The sequence below is a fragment of the Woronichinia naegeliana WA131 genome, assembly GCA_025370055.1.
GTDB lineage: Bacteria > Cyanobacteriota > Cyanobacteriia > Cyanobacteriales > Microcystaceae > Woronichinia > Woronichinia naegeliana.
In genome coordinates this window covers 7,079,684-7,101,517 of record CP073041.1, presented here as the reverse complement: position 1 = coordinate 7,101,517, position 21,834 = coordinate 7,079,684, and the positions used below count along the sequence as shown (strand labels likewise).

Below are 21,834 nucleotides of genomic sequence, written 5' to 3'. Positions count from 1 at the left end.
GTATGTATCGATTTCAACTCAATGCCAACACTGAAGAAGGCAAATCCATCGCCCTTGTCGGTTCTACCCCAGCCTTAGGTGAGTGGGATGTTAAGCGAGCCATTCCCCTGCGAACCAGTGCCGCAGCCTATCCATTATGGTGGACAGAGCTTCTCGATTTACATCAGAGCGTCGCATCAGAGACTAGTCTTTTAGAAACCAATCCTGATGAACATCCCATCATCGAATATAAGTATTTCTGCTTGGATGAAATGGGTGAGATTGAATGGGAAAATTGGGGTAGTAATCGTTGGTTAGCCATTGAGCCAGAGACACGAAACCAAAACGTTACGGTAGATGATGGTGCCTTTGGCTATATTCAACCCCATCCTTTTGGCTACTTACATCAAGCGATCGCCGAAGCACCGACTGAAGAAAGCACCGACGGACTAAAAATTGTCATTATTGGCAGCTCTGTGGCCCAGGGTCAGAAATCTTGGTTACTAAAAGGCTGGGCGTGGCAATTGGCCCAAACCTTAAAAGCGCAAGGACATCAGGTGGTGAATGTGTCGGAAGCGGGAGCCAATGTTGGCAGTACTATTTATCGGTTTCCGAGAGTGGTGGCCCCAGAAAAACCAGATATTGTCATTATTGCCCTTTCCCTAGGAAATGAAGGACTGGCCACCTGCAAACCCTATGAGCGTCGAGGAGTACAAAGACGTTTTGAAAGCGGATTACAGCACTTAGTCAAAATGACCAGAGAATTAGGTGCGCGTCCTATTCTCGGAGGACTTTACCCCCACGGCGATTATTTCCCTGAACATCATTGGTTGCTCTGGGATACCCACAATCGCTTGGCTAATTGGGGGATTCCCATTCTCAATTGGTTGGCTGTCTTAGGAGATGGTAAGGGACGTTGGCGGCCAGAGGCTTCTTTTGATCCGTCCCATCCGAATACCTGGGGTCATCAGTTAATGTATCAGGCTATTGATCTCAATCTGTTTCAAGTCACCAAGGCTGAGTTAGCCCTAGAACGACAACAATATCAACAGCAAAATGGGGTTCCCGTTTATCTGGATAATAATGATTTTGAAATCTCAGCCTGGCCAGAGGAGAAACGCCTACGCATTATTAATCCTTCTCCTTTTCCCTATAAAATCGCACCCTATTGGCGAGAACTGCAAACCGATCTGCAAGCCAGGGCGGGTTTAATTCCAGGGATTTACATTGCCCAAAATCATCAATCTGCTACGCTGCCCTATTTTTCGGTATCCGAGGACGGGGAGATCGAAACCTTACTCGAAATTCCTCCCCAGACCAGCCTCGAATATAGCGCAGCCTTTAACCTCTTTTCCCCCAATCAGGCTCAACTGCTCTTTTACGATGGTCATTTAGGACTGTTGCAGGAGGATAAACAGCATCTACGGGTCATTAATGAAACGGAGCGCGAATATAATGTCCATCCCATGTGGCAAGAAGTGCAGGAAGTGTTTAAAGCCATGCCCTCCGGCGTTTATTACGATGCCGATAATCCGGATCTTCCCTTTCGGACGTTGATGATTGGCCCCGATGGTTTGGAAAGTCGAGTCAAGATTCCCCCTAAATCTTCCGTTGTCTTTGCTTACCGTTGTCCTTTGTCGGCTATTAGTCGGGTGGCGATCCTGCCTTTGGGGGCGAGATGTGCGGCTAGGATGTTGCTTTATAAGTTGGAATACGATGGCCCCGCTTTTCCCTTTGACCTAACTCGCACAACCAATCTGGGTGATGTGGCTGATATGATTGCCAAGGGTTTTGAGGATATGTGGAACCCAGCCCTCTTGGACTACAATGCCCAGGAAAAACGGATTTATCATCGTCGTTGGTCAGGTTTGTCTTTTGCCCATGAGGTGGAAGATCACGAAGATCCCGTACATAATCCCACTCCTATCCATGCTCGGATGTACAGCCGTTATCAGGCCCGTTCAGAGCGTTTCTGGTACACAATTCGTCATAGTGATCAGTTACTGTTTGTTCGTAATGGTTTCTGCGATCGCGCTGGTGTGATCGATCTGATGGAAAAACTAACTGAAAAATGTCAGGGAAAACCGTTTCGCCTTTTAGTTCTATCCCCCCAATCCTCAGAAGAATATGCCAATTTGCCCCAGGTCATTCACTACAATTTAGACTTTAATCCAGATCGAATGTATGCTGATGTCGAGCATTGGTTAGACTGTGCCCAGGTGATGGGGACTATTTTGACCGAGTTAGGGGTTTCTAGCCAAAATTTATTCTGGTGTCCTCCTAAAATCCCAAAGATAAAGCAAGCATAACCTGCTCTTGGTTACACCTGCTCTTGATCTAACAATGGCATCTTAAGCAAGGAAAGGAGAGAAATAAATTCAATCCCGGCACTTGCCTGCCACTATTTCCAATTTTTAGCAACAATTTCTGCTAGATCAACAACCCGTTGGGAATAACCCCATTCATTGTCATACCAAGCGACCACCTTAACCATGTCACCCCCCATCACCATTGTTAAACCACCATCAACGGTGGAAGAACAATCGGTTCCTCGGAAATCACTGGAGACTAAAGGTAATTCGGTATAGTCTAAAACGCCTTTCAGTTCGCCTTCAGATGCTTCCCGTAGGACTTGATTGACCTGTTCAGTAATGGTGTTTTTCTCAACTTGCACTACCAGGTCAACAATGGAAACGTTGGGAGTAGGAACCCGTAAAGCAATGCCATTTAATTTACCTTTCAGTTCAGGGATAACAAGGGCAACAGCCTTAGCCGCCCCAGTAGAGGTAGGAACAATATTGACAGCCGCCGCTCTGGCCCGACGCAAATCCCGATGACTGGCATCTAGAATACGTTGATCGCCAGTGTAGCTATGGGTTGTCGTCATGGTGCCTTTGATAATGCCAAATTGTTCATGTAAAACTTTGGCGACTGGTGCAAGACAATTCGTCGTACAACTCGCATTACTAATCACTTCATATTGATCATGGCTGTAGTCTTTATCATTGACTCCAACAACATAGGTTCCAATATTGGATCCTTTACCTGGTGCAGTAATAAGTACTTTTTTGGCTCCCGCCTTTAAATGCTTACCTGCCCCTTCATAATCAATAAATACCCCAGTGGCTTCGATAATGACATCAACGCCCCAATCAGCCCAAGGTAGATTTAAAGGATTGCGATCGGAGACACATTTGATGGTTTTACCGTTAACCGTCAGAGAATTGTCGTCGGCACTAATATCCGCAACCAATTTGCCTAGCATCGAATCATATCTTAGCAAGTGGGCATTGGTTCTGGGATCAGAGGTATCGTTAATCCCTACAACTTCAATTTGGCTGTTAGTCCGTCCTATCCAGCATCGCAAAAAGTTTCGTCCGATACGTCCGAACCCATTGATCGCAACTCTAATCACTTCGTCTTGCCCTCTGTGTTTTAGCTCAGTACATTAAACAAGTTTTAATGACACCAATCATATCCTAAAGGCAGATCACTTCGATCCCCGATTTTCAATTTTCGCAGAAAAAAGTCATTTAAGGCACTTTCTACAACAGTTTGAGGTCAAGAATCAGAGGTTTCTATCCTTAGAGTGGAATCCAGTAGGACCAATCGCAATGGAGGTGATAATTCGGCTAAATCCCAATTTAATGGCCAAAATACTTATTCCCAAAGTAAGAGTTTTTGCTATGATGACGCGTATTGAGTGGGAATCCCATTTATATCTAGTGTGTGGCACGTGAGGAGTATTTACAGTGAAAACGGTTGATTTTAGTGGACGGCCTTTCCATTTTATTGGTGTGGGGGGAATTGGGATGTCTGCCCTGGCTTACGTTTTAGCCCAGCGTCGTTTCCCTGTTTCGGGTTCAGATATTCGAGCTAGTCATATTACAGAACGTTTGCAGTCCGTTGGTGCTCATATTTTTACGCAGCAAGAGGCCAGTAATCTAAATGTTTTTCAAACCTTGCAGGTTAATACGGGAGCAAAAATACCTGTGGCCGTGGGGGCGGGTAGTAAGCCTTCGGCGGATATGAACTTTGAGGTCAATGGCAATGGTCGGCATCGAGCCAGATTATTACCTCAAGTTGTCTGTTCTACGGCGATCGCGGCCAGTAACCCCGAATACCAAGCAGCATTAGATAAAGATTGTCCGATTTTCCACCGTTCTGATGTTCTTGCGGCTCTGATTGGAGAATATCGAGGCATTGGTGTGGCGGGTACTCATGGAAAAACCACCACCAGTAGTTTGATTGGCTATGTGCTGCTTCAGGCTGGCCTTGATCCTACCATTATCGTCGGGGGAGAAGTGGATGCTTGGGATGGCAACGCTCGTCTGGGCCAAGGCGATTACTTGATTGCAGAAGTAGATGAGTCCGATGGTTCTTTAACTAAGCATTTTCCTAAAATTGGCATTGTCACCAATATTGAATTAGACCACCCTGACCACTATGCCAGCCTAGAGGAAGTGGTGCAAATTTTTAAGACGTTTGAATCCCATTGTGAAACCTTAATTGGCTGTGTGGATTGTGATGTGGTTCGCAATAACTTAACCCCTAAAATTACCTATAGTCTTGATCCTGAACGGGTTGCTGATTATCAGGCCAAGCGCATCTCCTATCATGCCAATGGCAGTCAAGTGGAAGTTTGGGAACGGGGTCAATATTTAGGGACGATGAAACTAAATATTCCTGGAGATCATAATATTAGTAATGCCCTGGCCGCTGTTGCCGTAGGACGATTGGTGGGTTTAGAGTTTAATATTATTGCTCAGGCGATCGCCGGTTTTGGTGGTGCGAAACGACGTTTTGAGTGTAAGGGTTTCTGCAATGGCATTACCTTTATTGACGACTATGCCCATCATCCCAGCGAACTATTAGCCACCCTGAATGCGGCTCGTCAAAAAGTAGATCATGGCAAATATACAAGGGTAATCGCTATTTTCCAGCCCCATCGTTATAGTCGTACCCACACCTTTTTAGCCGACTTTGCCAGTGCTTTTAAGGATGCTGATCTAGTCATTTTGACGGATATTTATAGCGCGGGAGAAACCAATATTCACAACATTCAAGGGGAAGACCTCGCCCAGGCGGTGAGTCAACATCATCCCAAGGTTATTTATCAACCCTCACTGACAGAATTAACTCAGTTTCTTCCCAAAATATTACAGTCTGGAGATTTGGCCCTATTCCTAGGGGCAGGTAATCTCAATCAAACCATTCCCAATGTTATTGCTGCCTGTGCCTGATTAAACCAACATAATTTTGCTCAGGTCTGATTTTCAGGAATTTTCACTCTGCTTGCGGAAAGAAAAAACTCAATAATTACTTACTATACCACACTGCACCAATCAAATTACCATGCTTGCCACTGCATCTCGCTCCCATACTTTGTTAACTTCTCCGATTGAAGTAGGAAATACACTCATTCATCCCCAAACGTCCCTCGCTGATTATACGACCTATCGGGTCGGCGGCTTGGCAGAATGGTACACTGCTCCCCGCGATCGCGCCGGTCTTTATGCTGCCTTTGATTGGTTTCAAGGTCAGGATATGCCTTTAACGGTATTGGGGGCTGGTTCTAATCTATTGGTCAGTGATCAGGGCATTTCAGGATTAGTCGTCAGTACTCGCTATCTCCGTCAGAGTTCTTTTAATGAAGCCACGGGACAAATTACCGTAGCGGCAGGAGAACCGATCGCAAAAACAGCTTGGCAAGCGGCAAAACGAGGTTGGAAAGGCTTGGAGTGGGCGGTAGGTATTCCTGGCACGATTGGAGGAGCCGTTGTTATGAATGCGGGGGCCCATGATCAATCCACCTCCCAAACCCTGGTGAGTGCAACTGTCTTGTCTGTTGATGGGCAATTGCAAGTTTTGAGTAATAAAGATTTAGGCTTTAGTTATCGAACCTCTCGTCTCCAAGGTGATCGCTGTTTAGTGGTGGAAGCGACCTTCCAGTTGCAACCCGGCTTTACCAGGGAAGAGATTATGGCCCAAACAACCCACAATCTCCATCAACGCAAAAATTCCCAACCCTACGATAAACCCAGTTGTGGTAGCGTCTTTCGCAATCCCACGCCCCAATATGCCGCCAAGTTAATTGAAGGTTTGGGTTTAAAAGGACATCGTATCGGTGGAGCAGAAGTTTCTCAACGTCATGCCAATTTTATTCTTAATGCTGGTAATGCCAAGGCTCAAGATATTTTTAATCTTATTTTCCATGTACAATCCACTGTTTATGCGAATTGCTCCTTGCTGTTAGAGCCAGAGGTTAAAATTCTGGGAGAATTCAAGTCCTAATTTTTCAGAAAGCGAACTGAATGGAGGGAAATTTCCCTTAAAACCCAAGTTAATAAGTTTAGGGATTGGGGAACCAACCGGCTGTTAAGATTTGCTCCTCGGTAAAGGGACATTCTAAGGGAAAAGTTTTTAAGGGGAGTTTCGTTTCTGTCGCTGCATCTAGTCTTGCTTTTTTATAACAGTCAACGATATGGTAGTGTTCTGAATCTGTGGAAGCACATCTAAATAAGACATCCAAATTCAAAGCGATTGATAAATAATCCAAGGACAATATCGTGCATCACAATAGATTTAGAGAAACAAATCGTTTTTCTCGCTAATCTCTTTATTCGAGTTCTCAATGTCAAGTGCTTTCGTTCGATTTTTTGAGTATTATACTTACCCACCTCATGCAATGCTGGCTCAATATGTCGTTCGTAAGCCCCCCGTCCATCTGTATAATATTGAGTAATACCAAAAGGTTCTAACAACTCTTTTAGCCTTAGAAATGCTTCGTCTTTGTGACCAGACAAAACATAAGCTAATATCTCACCTGTCTTATGATCAATAGCGTGCCATAACCATCTTTGCTCTTTTTTGCTCTTCACAAAACCCCACATTTCGTCGAGTTCTGCTTCCACGTCATTCCATTGGCAGAGCGTTACAATACTCTGACTGGGTTCCAGTTCTGCTAGTTTTTTTTCGTTGACGAATACTAAACTAGACTCTTTTTTTTAGTTCACTAATCACTGTTGATGGACTAATCCTCAGCACACGGGCTGTATCCCTTATGCCACTACCATTCATTGCCATTTCGGCAATCTTTTCCTTTACTTCTGGCAAATAACCTTTATAAGTATAGTTTAAGATAAATGTGCAACGCTTACATTCTGTATTACGACATCTGTAACGCTCTTTCCCCTCCCCAGAGGGGCCGTGTTTCACAATATCCGTACTTTGACAACTTGGGCAAACAATTGCTTTGAATAGCATGGCACACCAATTTTAAGATTTACATTTATTTATTATTACTCTTTTCCACAGGTTTAGAACACGACCGCTATTAAGTAGGGGCGTAAACTAGGGCATCCGTGTCAACTTAAAGGAATGGGTTCCCAAATTTGTTGATTGAGAGCGGCCTTTTCTCGATGTCGCTTTCTCTCAGCTTTGACCAAACCAAATAACTTAGCACGTTCAGCCAGATAGGTTACTGTATCAGGCTTTTCTCCTCTAGCAATAGCCTTCGCTACATAGGGCTTGCTGAAAAAAGCTGAAACCTTTACGGAGAAAAATAGTAGGCGAATTAAGAACCGCTAGAATGCACGAAAATAGGGTAGAATGCCTCAAAACCATTGCATTAAGAAGAGAGAAAGCAGATGTACCGAAAGCAACAGTACTCAATTGAAACACCAGAAAACTTGAAAAATCTGTTCGGCGGGCAGTTAGACGAAGAAAATCGTTGGATAGAAATGTCAAAAATGATTCTTTGGGAAGAATATGAGGAAGAATATGCAAAAAACTTCACAGAAAAAAAAGGAGCCCCAGCCAAATCATTTAGAATGGCATTAGGAGCATTAATTATCAAAGAAATTTCAGGAAAAAGTGACAGAGAAACAGTAGAACAAATAAAAGAGAACCCTTATTTACAGTACTTTATAGGAATGGAAAGCTATAGTAGCAAAGAAGCATTTAATGCGTCAATGATGGTTCATTTTCGTAAAAAAATAGGAATGGAATTAATAAATAAAATTAATAAAGAAATAGAAAAAAAAGCGACGGGTGTAGCGTCAGAAAAAAAAGAAAATGAAGGAAAGTTATTGTTAGATGCGACTTGTACACCAGCAGATATAAAATATCCAACGGATATAGGAATATTGAATGATGCCAGAGAAAAAACAGAAAAAATAATAGATAAGCTGTATGAAGAAATAAAAGAGAAAAGGAAAGAAAAGCCGAGGACTTATAGGGAAGTGGCAAGAAAAGAGTACTTAGCCATAGCAAAAAAACGTCGTGTGTCAAAAAAAGAAAGAAGAAAAGGAACAAAAAAACAACTAGGATATATAAAAAGAAACTTGTCTGATATAGAAAAAATGATAGAAGAGGGAGCAAAGTTAGAAAAACTAACGAAAAAAGAGCAAGAAGAGCTTGTAACGATAGGAAAAGTGTATGAGCAACAGTTAGAAATGTATGAAAAAAAGACAAATAAAGTAGAAAACAGAATTGTGAGTGTAAGCCAACCTCACGTGCGTCCAATAGTGCGTGGAAAAGCGGGAAAAGCAGTAGAGTTTGGAGCTAAAATATCGGCAAGTAATGTGAATGGCTTTGTCTTCTTAGACAAATTAAGTTGGGATAATTACAACGAATCGGGAGATTTACAAGCGCGAATAGAAGAATATAAAAGGGAAACAGGATGTTATCCGGAATCGGTTCATGTGGATAAAATCTATCGAACAAAAGCGAATCGAGCTTATTGTAAAGAAAGGGATATAAGAATGAGTGGTCCCCGATTGGGAAGACCGCCGAAAGAGGTGAGCAAAGAAAAAAAGAAAGAGGCACGCTCAGATGAAAGAGTGCGTAATGCCATTGAGGGTAAATTCGGACAGGGAAAGAGGAAATTTAGTCTTGGTCGAGTGATGGCCAAACTACCTGAGACCTCGGAAACGGTAATTGCGATGAACTTTTTGGTAATGCATCTTTCTACTCTACTTCAGAAGACAAAAAGTAAAAAGTTGTAGAGTCGTTTTTCTTGTGAAAAATGGTGTTAATTTTCCTCTCTTTTGTGAGGAGTGATTTGTGTTGACCTTTTTAGACAGAAAGGAACAATAGATTAAACAAAATCTGTATTTTGATTTGTTTCCATAAGGATAAGTTATCTATGCTTTTTCAGTCCATACTTCCCTAACCCACATTTCTTTCGTTTTTTGACTTTTTCAGCAAGCCCTACATAGTATAGACTCCGAAACACCATCTCTACTGAGATTTTTTCTTTCGGTTGATTTAGAGCAATCGCCACTTCCCCTACCAATTGATTTAAGACCGTATAGAAAATCAAAGTGCAAATAATCTGGATTTGGACACCATTCTTATTCCCTACCCATAAATAGGCTAGTCCTAAAAGTCTTTTCGTTAATAAAAAGGCTTCTTCGATTGTCCATCGTCTTCGATATAAATCACAGACCTCTTCGGCGGACAGTTGTTCGGGAGACAACACATTTGTTAAATACTGATACCAGATTGTTCCCCATAATACTGAGACTAATCTCACCGGATGCTTGCAAGGATTAGAACGGTAATTTCCCATAATGATAATCTCATCTCTGTAATGACTACCTTGAGACAATACTTGTTTGGTTTTGTAAGATGTACCCGCTCTAAATCTGGTTAGAAAAAACTTTTTAGCTTCTGTTAACAAATCAAACCACACAAAGCTAAAAAATCCCATATCTACGAGAATTAAACCATTTTCTGGTAATTTAGCTGCCAATTCTTCACACCATATTTTATCATTTGATTTATCATTTTCTGTGTACCATAAAGTAACGGGTCTTTGGGTAAAGGCTTCCACTACCATCATTATTTTACCCCCCAATTTACTCTTTTCTTCTTTACTTATTTTCATATTTTTCCTTATCTGCTCTAGCGTTGAGCCATCTGCTATCCACACTGCACTAAACTTTTCTCTTATTTTTTCCCATTTTTCTTCTACTTGGAGCTTCTTCCCTTTTTCGGCTGCTTTTTCTAACACTCCTTTTAGTAATATTGCAAATATTTCGGCTGGCACATTCATCATTCTTTTTGATACTGCCTGTTTGCTTACTTTTAATGATGCTACCCATAGCAATCCCTCTTCCTCTAACAGTCTTACCGCTTCACTTATACCCGCTATTTGACGATACACTATACTTAACACTAATGCCACCATTACTGGTAAATTTAGCACCCTATCTCTCATCATTTTCTCATGAGTTCCCTGTAAATATTTTAATGGTGTAAACATTGTGGGTTCTAGTAATTCAAACAACTCTTTTGTTATTTCAGGGATTTCTACCCCTGGCTGATTTGTCTTACGACGTAAGTCTGGGTTTCCTTTTCTCCGAGGATGTTGTCTTGCCATTTGTTTTTTGCTCACTTTTTTATATACTAACCTTTTTTTCAGCCTACTCTTACTTCCGCCTGCTTTTAGGCTAATCTTTTGTGAGTAGGCATTTTGGCTTAAGTTGACACCAATGAAACTAGGGCTGTCCTCAATAACAAGCTCGATTTCATTTCTCTGGGTATTAATGGTTGCAATCCAGCTTCTGCTCTGCTTTTTGGATTGATACTTACATTTGAGTAAGTGCATGAGCAACACAATTAATCGGCTTTTGATTTCTCGCTTGTTGTTGCTGCCCATTGATTCAATTTCTTCAATTAGGTTGGTTAGGTCTAGAGCTTGAAAGTTACCGTCTTTCAGGCTTTGGGCAGTTTCGTCAATCCATCGGTTGAAATCGGTTTCATAGAGAGTGTTTGACATAGGGACATTTCTCCTTGAAGGAACTAATCTATGAAAGGGTTGGGTTCAATAAAACATATTCAACATAACCTGCGGAATGTAGGTTAAAACCCACATTCCGCAGGTTGTCGAAGAGGAACACTAGTTCACGCGAGCTAGTATCGGTACTTGTGCATTGATTTCGGGCAAGGATAAAAAATGTCAATAAAGTTCTAAAATGGAGTCTTGTCTTAGATAGAATCAACAGTAAAAATGAATAACCTAAATAGGGCTTGCTGAAAAAAGCTGAAACCTTTACGGAGAAAAATAGTAGGCGAATTAAGAACTGCTAGAATGCACGAAAATAGGGTAGAATGCCTCAAAACCATTGCATTAAGAAGAGAGAAAGCAGATGTACCGAAAGCAACAGTACTCAATTGAAACACCAGAAAACTTGAAAAATCTGTTCGGCGGGCAGTTAGACGAAGAAAATCGTTGGATAGAAATGTCAAAAATGATTCCCTGGGAAGAATATGAGGAAGAATATGCAAAAAACTTCACAGAAAAAAAAGGAGCCCCAGCCAAATCATTTAGAATGGCATTAGGAGCATTAATAATCAAAGAAATGTTAGGAATAAGTGATAGAGAAACAGTAGAACAAATAAAAGAGAACTCTTATTTACAGTACTTTATAGGAATGGAGAGCTATAGTAGCGAGGCGGCATTTAATGCGTCAACGATGGTTCATTTTCGTAAAAAAATACGAATGGAATTAATAAATAAAATTAATAAAGAAATAGTAAAAAATGTGGAGGATGTAGTGTCAGAAAAAAAGAAAATGAAGGAAAGTTATTGTTAGATGCGACTTGTACACCAGCAGATATAAAATATCCAACGGATATAGAAATATTGAATGAGGCAAGAGAAAAAACAGAAAAAATAATAGATAAGCTGTATGAAGAAATAGAAGAAAAAAAGGAAAAAAAGGAAAAAAAGCCGAGGACGTATAGAAAAGTGGCAAGAAAAGATTACTTAGGCATAGCGAAAAAACGTCGTGTGTCAAACAAAGCAAGAAGAAAAGGAATAAAAAAACAACTGCAATATATAAAAAGAAACTTGTCTCATATAGAAAAAATGATAGAAGAGGGAGCAAAGTTAGAAAAACTAACGAGAAAGGAGCAAGAAGAGCTTATAACGATAGGACAAGTGTATGAGCAACAGTTAGAAATGTATGAAAAAAAGACAAATAAAGTAGAAAACAGAATCGTGAGTGTAAGCCAACCTCACGTTCGTCTAATAGTGCGTGGAAAAGCGGGAAAAGCAGTAGAGTTTGGAACTAAAATATCGGCAAGTAATGTGAATGGCTTTGTCTTCTTAGACAAATTAAGTTGGGATAATTACAACGAATCGGGAGATTTACAAGAGCGAATAGAAGAATACAAAAGGGAAACAGGATGTTATCCGAAATCGGTTCATGTGGATAAAATCTATCGAACAAAAGCGAATCGAGCTTATTGTAAAGAAAGGGGTATAAGAATGAGTGGTCCCCCATTGGGAAGACCGCCGAAAGAGGTGAGCAAAGAAAAAAAGCAAGAGGCACGCTCAGATGAAAGAGTGCGTAATGCGATTGAGGGTAAATTCGGACAGGGGGTCGTGTTCTAAACCTGTGGAAAAGAGTAATAATAAATAAATGTAAATCTTAAAATTGGTGTGCCATGCTATTCAAAGCAATTGTTTGCCCAAGTTGTCAAAGTACGGATATTGTGAAACACGGCCCCTCTGGGGAGGGGAAAGAGCGTTACAGATGTCGTAATACAGAATGTAAGCGTTGCACATTTATCTTAAACTATACTTATAAAGGTTATTTGCCAGAAGTAAAGGAAAAGATTGCCGAAATGGCAATGAATGGTAGTGGCATAAGGGATACAGCCCGTGTGCTGAGGATTAGTCCATCAACAGTGATTAGTGAACTAAAAAAAAGAGTCTAGTTTAGTATTCGTCAACGAAAAAAAACTAGCAGAACTGGAACCCAGTCAGAGTATTGTAACGCTCTGCCAATGGAATGACGTGGAAGCAGAACTCGACGAAATGTGGGGTTTTGTGAAGAGCAAAAAAGAGCAAAGATGGTTATGGCACGCTATTGATCATAAGACAGGTGAGATATTAGCTTATGTTTTGTCTGGTCACAAAGACGAAGCATTTCTAAGGCTAAAAGAGTTGTTAAGCTGTCATCACTCTAAGTGGATATAAGGTAGAATATATAGACTTACTTTTTTGTATGACTATGCTGACGTTAAACTTCTTAGACCAAAAGACCAAGAAAGAGCTACAAAAAGCCCTTAAAACGGAAGAGCACGCAGTTACAAGAGAGAGAATATTGATTATGTTACTGAGAAATGAAGGAAAAACGTATGATGAAATATCAGGGTTATTAGGATGTTGCAAACGACAAGTGTGGTACTGGTGCAATAATGGAAATCCGAAAGAGATAGAAAGCTTAAGAGACAAAAGAAAAAAAGGAAATCACAGGAAAGTAACAGAAGAATACATAGAGAAATTGACGGAGATAATAATCAAAGAGCCTGAAGAGTTTGGATATGAATTTGGACGTTGGACAGTAGCAAGACTATCAACTCATATGGAAAAAGAAACGGGTATATTGTTAGGAAATACACAACTTAGAAATATGCTTAAAAAAAGCGATTTGTCTACATCTGGGCAAAATATAGTCTAGAAGATAAAAAAGATGAGCAAAAAAGAGAGGAATTTACAAAGAAAGTTGAAGAGTACAAGAAGCTTTTGAAAGAAAAGCCAGAATCAATCCAGATATGGTTTTGGGATGAAAGTGGCTTCAGCTTAAGAGTAATACGGAGAAAACATTGGACAAAAAAAGGAAAGCGTAAAAAAGTGAGGGGAGATAGAAGAAAAGGAAGAGTCAATGTAATGGGTGGTATTAGATATACTGACAAAAAACGGTGGGTTGATTTGATTCCCACTGGTAACTCTCAGAACTTCAAGAGTGTATTATTAAAATTTTACAAAGACATACAAAGAGAATGGATAGAACAAGGAAATAAAAAAGAAGACTTTGAAAAGAATGGTCCGAAGATTGTGATTATTTTAGATAATGCGAGCTTCCACAAAAAGCAAGAAATTCTAGACGAGAGCACGGAAGAAATGCCAAACATTATTTTGGAGTTTTTACCCCCCTATAGTCCCGATTATAATTTAATGGAATTGGTATGGCATTCAGCAAAAGAATATATTGCAAATAAATTATTCAAATCAATTGAAGAATTAGAATCTCTCATCCATAAACTTCTTAATGAAGGTGGATTGACAATATGTTGGGGACGTAAAATCAAAAACAAGGGCTCAAGTATTATTGCAAGTTAAACTGATGACAGCTTAGAACCTTTTGGTATTACTCAATATTATACAGATGGATGGGGGGCTTACGAACGACATATTGAGCCAGCATTGCATGAGGTGGGTAAGTATAATACTCAAAAAATCGAACGAAAGCACTTGACATTGAGAACTCGAATAAAGAGATTAGCGAGAAAAACGATTTGTTTCTCCAAATCTATTGTGATGCACGATATTGTCCTTGGATTATTTATCAATCGCTTTGAATTTGGATGTCTTATTTAGATGTGCTTCCACAGATTCAGAACACTACCCGGATAGGGAAAGAGAAGATTTAGTCTTGGTCGAGTGATGGCTAAACTTCCTGAAACCTCGGAAACGGTAATTGCGATGAACTTTTTGGTAATGAATCTTTCTAGTCTACTTCGGGCTTGCTGAAAAAGTCAAAAAACGAAAGAAATGTGGGTTAGGGAAGTATGGACTGAAAAAGCATAGATAACTTATCCTTATGGAAACAAATCAAAATACAGATTTTGTTTAATCTATTGTTCCTTTCTGTCTAAAAAGGTCAACACAAATCACTCCTCACAAAAGAGAGGAAAATTAACACCATTTTTCACAAGAAAAACGACTCTACAACTTTTTACTTTTTGTCTTCTGAAGTAGAGTAGAAAGATTCATTACCAAAAAGTTCATCGCAATTACCGTTTCCGAGGTCTCAGGTAGTTTGGCCATCACTCGACCAAGACTAAATTTCCTCTTTCCCTGTCCGAATTTACCCTCAATGGCATTACGCACTCTTTCATCTGAGCGTGCCTCTTTCTTTTTTTCTTTGCTCACCTCTTTCGGCGGTCTTCCCAATCGGGGACCACTCATTCTTATATCCCTTTCTTTACAATAAGCTCGATTCGCTTTTGTTCGATAGATTTTATCCACATGAACCGATTCCGGATAACATCCTGTTTCCCTTTTATATTCTTCTATTCGCGCTTGTAAATCTCCCGATTCGTTGTAATTATCCCAACTTAATTTGTCTAAGAAGACAAAGCCATTCACATTACTTGCCGATATTTTAGCTCCAAACTCTACTGCTTTTCCCGCTTTTTCACGCACTATTGGACGCACGTGAGGTTGGCTTACACTCACAATTCTGTTTTCTACTTTATTTGTCTTTTTTTCATACATTTCTAACTGTTGCTCATACACTTTTCCTATCGTTACAAGCTCTTCTTGCTCTTTTTTCGTTAGTTTTTCTAACTTTGCTCCCTCTTCTATCATTTTTTCTATATCAGACAAGTTTCTTTTTATATATCCTAGTTGTTTTTTTGTTCCTTTTCTTCTTTCTTTTTTTGACACACGACGTTTTTTTGCTATGGCTAAGTACTCTTTTCTTGCCACTTCCCTATAAGTCCTCGGCTTTTCTTTCCTTTTCTCTTTTATTTCTTCATACAGCTTATCTATTATTTTTTCTGTTTTTTCTCTGGCATCATTCAATATTCCTATATCCGTTGGATATTTTATATCTGCTGGTGTACAAGTCGCATCTAACAATAACTTTCCTTCATTTTCTTTTTTTTCTGACGCTACACCCGTCGCTTTTTTTTCTATTTCTTTATTAATTTTATTTATTAATTCCATTCCTATTTTTTTACGAAAATGAACCATCATTGACGCATTAAATGCTTCTTTGCTACTATAGCTTTCCATTCCTATAAAGTACTGTAAATAAGGGTTCTCTTTTATTTGTTCTACTGTTTCTCTGTCACTTTTTCCTGAAATTTCTTTGATAATTAATGCTCCTAATGCCATTCTAAATGATTTGGCTGGGGCTCCTTTTTTTTCTGTGAAGTTTTTTGCATATTCTTCCTCATATTCTTCCCAAAGAATCATTTTTGACATTTCTATCCAACGATTTTCTTCGTCTAACTGCCCGCCGAACAGATTTTTCAAGTTTTCTGGTGTTTCAATTGAGTACTGTTGCTTTCGGTACATCTGCTTTCTCTCTTCTTAATGCAATGGTTTTGAGGCATTCTACCCTATTTTCGTGCATTCTAGCGGTTCTTAATTCGCCTACTATTTTTCTCCGTAAAGGTTTCAGCTTTTTTCAGCAAGCCCTATTTATACCCCACATTCCGCAGGTAAGTCAAGAGACAAAGTAGTAGTTTTGACATGAAGAGCCAAGAAAGGAAAGAATATGTTTGTGTTTGGAGGTCAAATTAACGATAGTTTGAATGCCGTCAATCTCTAACCAACGGATAAACAGAAAAGACTGAAAGACCCAAAGCAGAGTGGGAATGGCGGTCGGTTTACCCTTTTGATTAGGAATAGTCTGATGGGCAAGAGCCAAAGCCTGTCGTAGGCGACGTTGTGCCAAAGTATAAACCAATAAAGAGACAACCATAATCATCATCAAAGCCATAATGCGTTGAGGATTCTTGAGAAAAAGAGCAGAGGCAAAAAAGAAAGGGTCTTTGAGAAAGCGAAAGCCGCGCTCGGTGTTTTGTTGAGCCTTATATTCAGCCAACATCTGGTCGGGACTCAAAACCTGAGAATCAAGAACATTAGTAGCTAAAATAAAACGTCCAGCCCGTTTAGATGCGGCTTCCAAGCAAGAGGAATCAAGGCTTAATTGCCCAGTTAAGCGGTAATGAAAACCGAGAGGGGTAGCCCCTTGTTTCGGTCTTCCTCCCTTGGCATAGTAAGGAATAGTCTGAACCTCAACTTGACTGAGTTGATGATAAGTCAAGGTTTTTGGCCAGAGTTGAGCCTCAGTAAGAGCATCGGCCTCACAAGCAAAATTCTGTCCACAAAGTTTCTGCCATTCTTTTTTGACAACTTTATCGGCTTTCTCAATTTTTTGACTTATAGCTTTATTATCGGACTGGAGACGTTGAGCACTTTCGACCACAAGCCATCGTTGCTGTTCACCCCCATATTCCGAAGCCCTCACTTGCCAACGATAACCGTCCTGTTCACCCTGCTGCCATTGGTCTTCTGATATATTTGCCAAAGTCTCAGTGGCTTCTTTCAGAGGGACACGACTTAACCATTGAATTGACCTCGCCATGCCCACATTTTCCGCCGTATAAAAAGCTCCATCCATCACCGATAAACCTTCCATATTCAACCTTTCTTGACAGTCTTTGATTATCTGGGGAAACACCTTTTTATCCGATTCATTGCCATCTCCTAATTGCATAAAGAGAGGGACACCACCATCTCCACTACATATCATATTTAACATAAACTGTTTTAGGTCTGGTCGTTTATCTCTGGAATAACCAAATTTTATTTTTATGGCTTTTGTCTGCTCGTCTTCCTCATCTTCTATCCTTTCCTTATACTTCCCTTGTACAGACATTGAGGTTGAGTCTAAATGCTTTGACTTTTGTTCTATTCCAAAGATTGCTGCCGCTTTTAGGACTATTTTCGTGAACCGGTTTTTTACCCCCACTCCAAATACCTTATCCAATGACCTTCCTAGCTTGTCATCATTTAAATCTTCTGCTTTTATTCCTTCTCCTAATAGGTGTTCTAATGCTTTTCCTTTAAAAAACTCACTCAACAAATATAACGGAGCATTGATACCTCCTAAGCAGTTTAATATCATTGCTTTTACTATTGTACCTACACTGAGCTTTTCTTGAGGATGAGTTCCCACTTCCTCATCGATAATTTCTACTAAACCCATTTCATCTATAAATTCCCGCTACGATTCCTAAGTGGTCGAGGTCTTTAATATTTAGGTTATTCATTTTTACTGTTGATTCTATCTAAGACAAGACTCCATTTTAGAACTTTATTGACATTTTTTATCCTTGCCCGAAATCAATGCACAAGTACCGGTACTAGCTCGCGTGAACTAGTGCTCCTCTTCGACAACCTGCGGAATGTGGGTTATACCATTTGAATTTGGAATTGCTGCTGCCACCACTACTATCGAATCAATACCCTTAACCCGAACTGACGTTAATTTAGTCTGATAGCAACGATACTGGCCGGAGTCGAACCGGCGGCCTAGTGCTTAGGAGGCACTCGCTCTATCCGTCTGAGCTACAGTATCTTTGTGAACTAGTTATTTATGATAGCACTCCTATTTTGAGACGCAAGGGAGCAGACCCATAAAAAAACAGATTGGCGATCACAGTCATGCCGTAAGAATACAGAAACAAAACCTCAAAGCCAGGAATACTAAACGCCAACTTTTTCTAAAATGGTATAATTGCCCTAATAAGCTTACGAATTTTCAAGAGAAAAATTAGATTGCGGATCTTAGGATTCAGTTCGGGGGGGTTAGGATTGTTGGCAAAGCGTTGCTGCAATTCCTGATATTGGGCTGCTGTCAAGGGTTTACCATCAATGGGCGATCGCGCTTCGGTGATGATTTCGGCTCTTAAAATTTCTTCGGGAATATCATCGGGCGGCGGTAGGGTAAGAGCGAATGGAACACTACTATGCCAAAACCATCCTGCCACCATTAAAGTACTACAGGCTTTGTACCTAAACATCATGCGTGACCCAGAAAAAATTCTTGCTGTAAATTTTTCGTTGATTATGTCTGATGTTATCCAGCAATTCCAAATTCAAACGGTAACATAAGATACAGACACTATCTCGCTTTTATGGTGTCAAGAGAGATTTCGCTGATTTCTGACGTTTTTTGTACTTCCTCCTCGAATCTTAGCCTCTTGGAGAGTCAGCAACCTGCAAACAAACTTGATCAATCACTAAATAGAGCATTACGCTGATTCCACATATTGAAACAAAACCCCTTGACCGTAAGCACTTCAAGACTTTTGTATCTTGGACTACATTCTGAATTTGGAATTGCTGGATGTTATCACGGAAGTCTTATCATCTTTTTTGACCTACTGTGTACACACATCTATTGGCCAGCAATTCTAAATTTGAAAAATCAGGAGGAATTAGTGGCGGGCAGAGAGTCAAATGGCTCAAGCATAAAATCAAGAAGGTGTTGCCAGCTATCAAAGACAAAATAGGTAGTAAGAGTGCGTAAATGGGAAAAAAAGCATCTTCGAGTCCCTAAAAGTAGTCGGATACGTTGGTAGGACTCATCTAAAAGCTGTAAAACGGTGTGAAACAAGAAAGCCAGTAAATTTAAGGTGAGCAAAAAGGTAGCAAGATGGTGGTCACCATGTCCAAAATTGTGTTCTAGATGGTAGCCCTGAGTCTTAAGAGTATTATGGTTCTCATTTTCGGTTTTCCAACGAGAGCGAGCGACACTGACTAACTCAACAATGTTATCGGCTTGGGGAAAAAGGTCGGTAATCCAATCGTTGTGAAAGAGAACCTGACCATCAGAACGGCGAGTAACAGTGACCTCAAACCAATGAGTATTGAGGGCGGCGGAACCATCTCTTAGGGGCAAGTGATAAGTCCAACGATAATGATAGTCATGCCAATCGCGACCATGACGACGACGCTCATGGAAAGAGTAAACTTCCCCAATCTTCTCGGCATAGTCCAAAAACTCATAGAGAGTAGGGTGAGATTCAGGCAAACGACAAAGAGATAGTGAAAGTGGTTTTGAAGAGCCTCTTCGCACATCGGTTGACGACTATAGAGGTCATCCCCCAATCATAGTAACGCTAAACGGGTCAAAGAATTCTCGATGTCTGTGGAGCCAACGTTTTGCCGCCGCTACCTCACAGTCCTGTTTCTCGTGACTATCTTGAGGAGTAATAAATTCAGGGTCAAGACTAATCACTGCTTTTTGCTGAGGTGAGACAATTACCGGTAAAATTGCCGAATGAAAGTAAGTCACTGTCCCGTTTTTATGGGTTCGATGGGAACATTGCTCACAGTGGATATTTTGGGAGGAGAAATACTCTGTGCCATCTAGCGGAATTAGTAATTGCTTGTCTAACACCTCATACCGAGTCAATATTCCTCTGGTCTTTAGTAGTTGATAAATGTCACTAAACACCACAAATAACGAATTGGCTTTGATTTTATCCAGGATATTGCGGATTTGATTGTCACTAGGTATTTTGATGGCACCGAATAGAGTTTGAAGATTATCCCTACCGTTGCGACTATGCAGTTGTCTTTGATGTTCTAGGAATGATTCACATTGCATTAGAAACAGGCTGAAACCACCTAGTACCGCATCTTTTAGGCTGTAGGTTGTATTTGGACTGGGTTGGCGAGGGTCTTTCATTTTCTCTATACTTGCTACCAAGTACGCTATCAGACCAGTCATACTGATTATTCCTTGCATCTTTTCTTCCTCTCTGGCTACCTTGTTGTCCTTTCCCATTATCCTTTTTTTCTACAACCCTTACCCACAGGGTAATCGCATATTAGTAGAGTGGAATCAAAAAAGAAATCTAGCTTAAAAATAGACTATATCAAAAACTAAAAAGAGAAGAAAATCAACTTAAACTCTAAAAGATTAAGTAATTTCGCTAATTCATAATTGTTGGTGTCAATATTTTGCCAATCCTCCTATTTGAAGCTAAATATACTCATGAATATCACTCCCGTGAACTAGCTGCTAAAACCTGTAGAAGAAAATTGTTGTCCATCGCCGCCAAATAACGCTTCATCTTCAAGCTTTTTTGAGATGGCTCATGTTTAAGCAAATTAATACTTAAACGACGGAGCAAGCCCAAATTATCAGCCGCATTACCTTGACGCACTCGACTCGCATCCTCATTAAAAGTGACATCTAAAACCCAATGCAGACTATTTTCAATACTCCAGTGAGAACGAATCACATGGCTATGACGTTCGGCATCCGTAGGAAGACTGCTAATATAATAGCGAAACGTCTCTGTTGTTTTATGACCGAATTGAGTTTTACTTTTAACCATCACAGCAGTTGCTAAACCGACCCACTGATTTTGGCGATGCAATGCGGAAAGCTGATTGATTGACACTGTCCAGACTTGACGAGTTTCTAAACGGTAATGTCCTTTTTCTGTCTTCTCATGATAACTGTATTCAATTCCTTGCCAGTTCTGAGCGACCGCTTGTTTAAACCAATCCCTAACTTGTTTATTAAGTTTGCCCTGATTTCCTTTGAGAGCCAATACATAGTCACCTTCACCTTGCTTTATTTGTTTTGCGATTTCTGTCTGCGTTCCCATTGCATCTAGGGTTACTACTGCCCCCTTGATGTTAAGTAACTTCAGTAACAAGGGGACTGCTTTTATTTCATTAGATTTACTATCTACTTTCTTTTGCGCTAACATCAGTCCCCGCTCACTACTCCACGCACTTATGCTGTGTAACGCATTTAGTCCTTTTTCCCTATCATAAGAACCTCTTTTCGTTTTTCCATCTATCTGTATCAGCTCTATGTCCATTTTCTCCGTTAGACTGCTTATCCAGCTCAGAAAACTTTTTTCTAGTTCTTCTGTTTCCAACATTCCAAATACTCTTCCAAAGGTATCGTGAGAGGGAATTCCCTTTGGTAACTCTAGAAACATTTCTAGCCATTCTCGTTTGGCTTTGCCATAGGCTTCAATTGCTACAAAGCCATCTGCCCCTGACAATACTGCCAATATTCCTATGGTGACAATTGCTGTTAAGTTATGGTCTTGCCTTCTCCCTGTTCTCGGTTCTTTTAGGCACTGAAAATGTTTCAGTATGCTTCTTTTGATAATTTTGACTTCTTTTTCTTGTTGTGGGGTTAGAACTCTTGCGCCGAAGCCTTTTGCCATCTTTGACCTCACTCACTTACTTTTTTTAAATAATAGCCTTTTCTTCTCTTAGAT

Annotated in this window: 16 protein-coding genes, 1 tRNA gene and 5 pseudogenes; 9 read left to right on the top strand and 13 right to left on the bottom strand. The window is 40.3% G+C overall.

The window, feature by feature from the left end; translation table 11 throughout:
* Positions 1-2: 2 nt before the first annotated feature.
* A complete protein-coding gene (locus tag KA717_36090) occupies positions 3-2,288 on the top strand; it encodes a DUF1796 family putative cysteine peptidase (protein ID UXE60832.1) in 2,286 nt (761 codons plus the stop codon).
* Between the two features lie 92 nt (positions 2,289-2,380).
* Here the strand turns inward: KA717_36090 and KA717_36085 are convergent, their stop codons facing one another.
* Positions 2,381-3,394 carry a type I glyceraldehyde-3-phosphate dehydrogenase gene (locus KA717_36085; protein ID UXE60831.1) on the bottom strand — a complete coding sequence of 338 codons (1,014 nt, stop codon included), beginning with the start codon at positions 3,392-3,394 and terminating at the stop codon, positions 2,381-2,383.
* Between the two features lie 397 nt (positions 3,395-3,791).
* Here KA717_36085 and murC point away from each other — a divergent pair, with 397 nt between their 5' ends.
* Both murC and murB read left to right on the top strand, forming a co-directional pair.
* The gene (murC, locus tag KA717_36080) at positions 3,792-5,222 is read left to right on the top strand and encodes a UDP-N-acetylmuramate--L-alanine ligase (protein ID UXE60830.1); all 1,431 of its coding nucleotides are present in this window, start codon (positions 3,792-3,794) and stop codon (positions 5,220-5,222) included.
* 112 nt (positions 5,223-5,334) lie between these two features.
* Entirely contained in the window at positions 5,335-6,273 is a 939-nt protein-coding gene (gene murB, locus KA717_36075; protein UXE60829.1) for a UDP-N-acetylmuramate dehydrogenase, read from the top strand.
* Positions 6,274-6,331: 58 nt separating this feature from the next.
* Here murB and KA717_36070 read toward each other — a convergent pair whose 3' ends face one another.
* The 3 genes from KA717_36070 to KA717_36060 form a co-directional block, all read right to left on the bottom strand.
* The gene (locus tag KA717_36070; protein UXE60828.1) at positions 6,332-6,511 is read right to left on the bottom strand and encodes a DUF29 domain-containing protein; all 180 of its coding nucleotides are present in this window, start codon (positions 6,509-6,511) and stop codon (positions 6,332-6,334) included.
* The gene (locus KA717_36065; GenBank protein UXE60827.1) at positions 6,495-6,893 is read right to left on the bottom strand and encodes an IS1 family transposase; all 399 of its coding nucleotides are present in this window, start codon (positions 6,891-6,893) and stop codon (positions 6,495-6,497) included. The genes KA717_36070 and KA717_36065 overlap by 17 nt, the downstream gene beginning before the upstream one ends.
* 79 nt (positions 6,894-6,972) lie before the next feature.
* Entirely contained in the window at positions 6,973-7,095 is a 123-nt protein-coding gene (locus tag KA717_36060; GenBank protein UXE60826.1) for an IS1-like element transposase, read from the bottom strand.
* 533 nt (positions 7,096-7,628) lie between these two features.
* Here KA717_36060 and KA717_36055 point away from each other — a divergent pair.
* Positions 7,629-8,966 (top strand): annotated as a pseudogene (locus KA717_36055) (IS5 family transposase).
* 155 nt (positions 8,967-9,121) lie between these two features.
* Here KA717_36055 and KA717_36050 read toward each other — a convergent pair.
* Together KA717_36050 and KA717_36045 are read right to left on the bottom strand one after the other, a co-directional pair.
* Complete coding sequence (locus KA717_36050) at positions 9,122-10,366, bottom strand: IS4 family transposase (protein ID UXE64886.1); 1,245 nt, start codon at positions 10,364-10,366, stop codon at positions 9,122-9,124.
* Between the two features lie 174 nt (positions 10,367-10,540).
* A pseudogene (locus tag KA717_36045) lies at positions 10,541-10,765 on the bottom strand (DUF29 domain-containing protein).
* Between the two features lie 370 nt (positions 10,766-11,135).
* Here KA717_36045 and KA717_36040 point away from each other — a divergent pair.
* From KA717_36040 to KA717_36020, 5 genes and pseudogenes are all read left to right on the top strand, one after another.
* Positions 11,136-12,370: pseudogene (locus KA717_36040) on the top strand (IS5 family transposase).
* A 218-nt stretch (positions 12,371-12,588) separates the two neighbouring features.
* Positions 12,589-12,711: an IS1-like element transposase gene (locus KA717_36035; protein UXE60825.1), complete on the top strand. Its 123-nt coding sequence runs from the start codon at positions 12,589-12,591 to the stop codon at positions 12,709-12,711.
* 296 nt (positions 12,712-13,007) lie between these two features.
* Positions 13,008-14,119 (top strand): annotated as a pseudogene (locus KA717_36030) (IS630 family transposase).
* Positions 14,120-14,191: 72 nt separating this feature from the next.
* Positions 14,192-14,377: an IS1 family transposase gene (locus KA717_36025; GenBank protein UXE64885.1), complete on the top strand. Its 186-nt coding sequence runs from the start codon at positions 14,192-14,194 to the stop codon at positions 14,375-14,377.
* A gap of 63 nt (positions 14,378-14,440) precedes the next feature.
* Complete coding sequence (locus KA717_36020) at positions 14,441-14,530, top strand: transposase (protein ID UXE60824.1); 90 nt, start codon at positions 14,441-14,443, stop codon at positions 14,528-14,530.
* A gap of 216 nt (positions 14,531-14,746) precedes the next feature.
* Here KA717_36020 and KA717_36015 read toward each other — a convergent pair.
* From KA717_36015 to KA717_35985, 7 genes and pseudogenes are all read right to left on the bottom strand, one after another.
* Positions 14,747-16,084, bottom strand: a pseudogene (locus KA717_36015) (IS5 family transposase).
* A gap of 151 nt (positions 16,085-16,235) precedes the next feature.
* Positions 16,236-17,783, bottom strand: coding sequence for an IS1634 family transposase (locus KA717_36010; GenBank protein ID UXE60823.1), 1,548 nt, complete (start codon positions 17,781-17,783; stop codon positions 16,236-16,238).
* Positions 17,784-18,081: 298 nt separating this feature from the next.
* Positions 18,082-18,155 (bottom strand) — tRNA-Arg (locus KA717_36005).
* Positions 18,156-18,300: 145 nt separating this feature from the next.
* Positions 18,301-18,570, bottom strand: coding sequence for a hypothetical protein (locus KA717_36000; GenBank protein ID UXE60822.1), 270 nt, complete (start codon positions 18,568-18,570; stop codon positions 18,301-18,303).
* Positions 18,571-19,007: 437 nt separating this feature from the next.
* Positions 19,008-19,613: a hypothetical protein gene (locus KA717_35995; protein ID UXE60821.1), complete on the bottom strand. Its 606-nt coding sequence runs from the start codon at positions 19,611-19,613 to the stop codon at positions 19,008-19,010.
* Positions 19,614-19,679: 66 nt separating this feature from the next.
* Complete coding sequence (locus KA717_35990; GenBank protein ID UXE60820.1) at positions 19,680-20,372, bottom strand: hypothetical protein; 693 nt, start codon at positions 20,370-20,372, stop codon at positions 19,680-19,682.
* Positions 20,373-20,589: 217 nt separating this feature from the next.
* The gene (locus KA717_35985) at positions 20,590-21,780 is read right to left on the bottom strand and encodes an ISAs1 family transposase (protein ID UXE60819.1); all 1,191 of its coding nucleotides are present in this window, start codon (positions 21,778-21,780) and stop codon (positions 20,590-20,592) included.
* Positions 21,781-21,834: the final 54 nt, after the last annotated feature.